3 protein-coding genes are annotated in these 1,079 nt (G+C 62.7%); 1 reads left to right on the top strand and 2 read right to left on the bottom strand.

Going from position 1 to position 1,079, the window contains the following annotated elements; all coding sequences use genetic code 11:
- A partial coding sequence (locus EN925_RS37010; protein WP_245487438.1) for a LysR substrate-binding domain-containing protein occupies window positions 1-224 on the top strand: 224 nt, incomplete at its 5' end.
- A gap of 18 nt (window positions 225-242) precedes the next feature.
- On the opposite strand, the gene EN925_RS37005 is transcribed toward EN925_RS37010, so the two are convergent.
- Together EN925_RS37005 and EN925_RS37000 are read right to left on the bottom strand one after the other, a co-directional pair.
- Window positions 243-503 carry a DUF3303 family protein gene (locus EN925_RS37005; protein WP_244514281.1) on the bottom strand — a complete coding sequence of 87 codons (261 nt, stop codon included), beginning with the start codon at window positions 501-503 and terminating at the stop codon, window positions 243-245.
- A gap of 31 nt (window positions 504-534) precedes the next feature.
- Window positions 535-1,079: RimK family alpha-L-glutamate ligase (locus EN925_RS37000; protein WP_164894718.1), on the bottom strand; the 545-nt coding region annotated here is incomplete at its 5' end.

Genomic DNA, 1,079 nt, shown 5'->3' with positions numbered 1-1,079 from the left:
TTGCCATTTCGGGATTGGGGGTGGCGCTGGCGCAAGGGATCTACTGTGCCGAGGCGCTGGAGGACGGCCTACTTGTCAGGCCCCTCGCCCAGATGGTCGAGCTGCGCCAGCCCTATTGCCTGACGATCCCGGAGCGCAGCGCCAGACGCGATGTCGTGGACGCGTTTCGCCAGTGGCTGATCGACGAGTGCCGGCGCGCAGTCGGCTCGCCGGCACTGCGTTGACGTGACACGCGGCAATGGTCAGAGGTGCCCGCTCAATGCCTCAGCCATGTCCTTGTTTGTCGCCACGGGGATGATCTCGAATTCCACCAGATCCGCCCATTCGATGACCCAACGCTGCAGCAGCGTGACGTCATCGGCCTCCACCAGCAGGAAGCAGCGGCTCATGTCCGCCGCGATCCAGCTGTGGTGGACGAGCAGCTCGTCCGGTTTCAGGCGGCCGCGGTCGCGAAAGCGGCGATAGATCTCCTTGCGATCACAGCCGGTGAAGTCCTCGATCACGATAAATTGCATGTCCTACCCCCCGATCAAATTACCGCCCCGGCCGGTCCAATCGCTCCAGGAACCACTGCGTCAGCCGCACCCAGACCTCGTCCTTCTCACCGGAATCCTCCCAGCCATGGTCGAGGTTGGGATTGTCATTCACCTCGATGACGAAGACGCCGTCCTTGGTCTCCTTGAGGTCGACGCCATAGAGCCCGTCGCCGATGCAGCGCGCCGCCTTCACTGCCGTCTCGACGACATGCGCCGGCGTTTCCTTCAGCGTGAAGGTCTTGATGCCGCCCTGGTCGGGCTTGCCGTTGGCCTTGTGGTTGACGATCTGCCAGTGCTTCTTGGCCATCAGATAGTGCACGGCAAACAGCGGCTGGCCGCCGAGCACGCCGACACGCCAGTCATATTCGGTCGGAATGAATTTCTGCGCGATCAGAAGGTCGGAATCCTCCAGCCATTCGGTGGCGAGCGTCTTCAGTTCCTCGACGTTGGCGCATTTCTTGACGCCGCGCGAGAACGACGAATCCGGGATCTTCAGCACCAGCGGAAAGCCCAGCGTCTGCTCCGGCAGTTCGAGATCCGAGG

The organism is Mesorhizobium sp. M7A.F.Ca.US.006.04.2.1 (genome assembly GCF_004022915.1).
Lineage (GTDB): Bacteria > Pseudomonadota > Alphaproteobacteria > Rhizobiales > Rhizobiaceae > Mesorhizobium > Mesorhizobium ciceri.
This window is presented reverse-complemented; position numbering and strand designations above follow the sequence as displayed.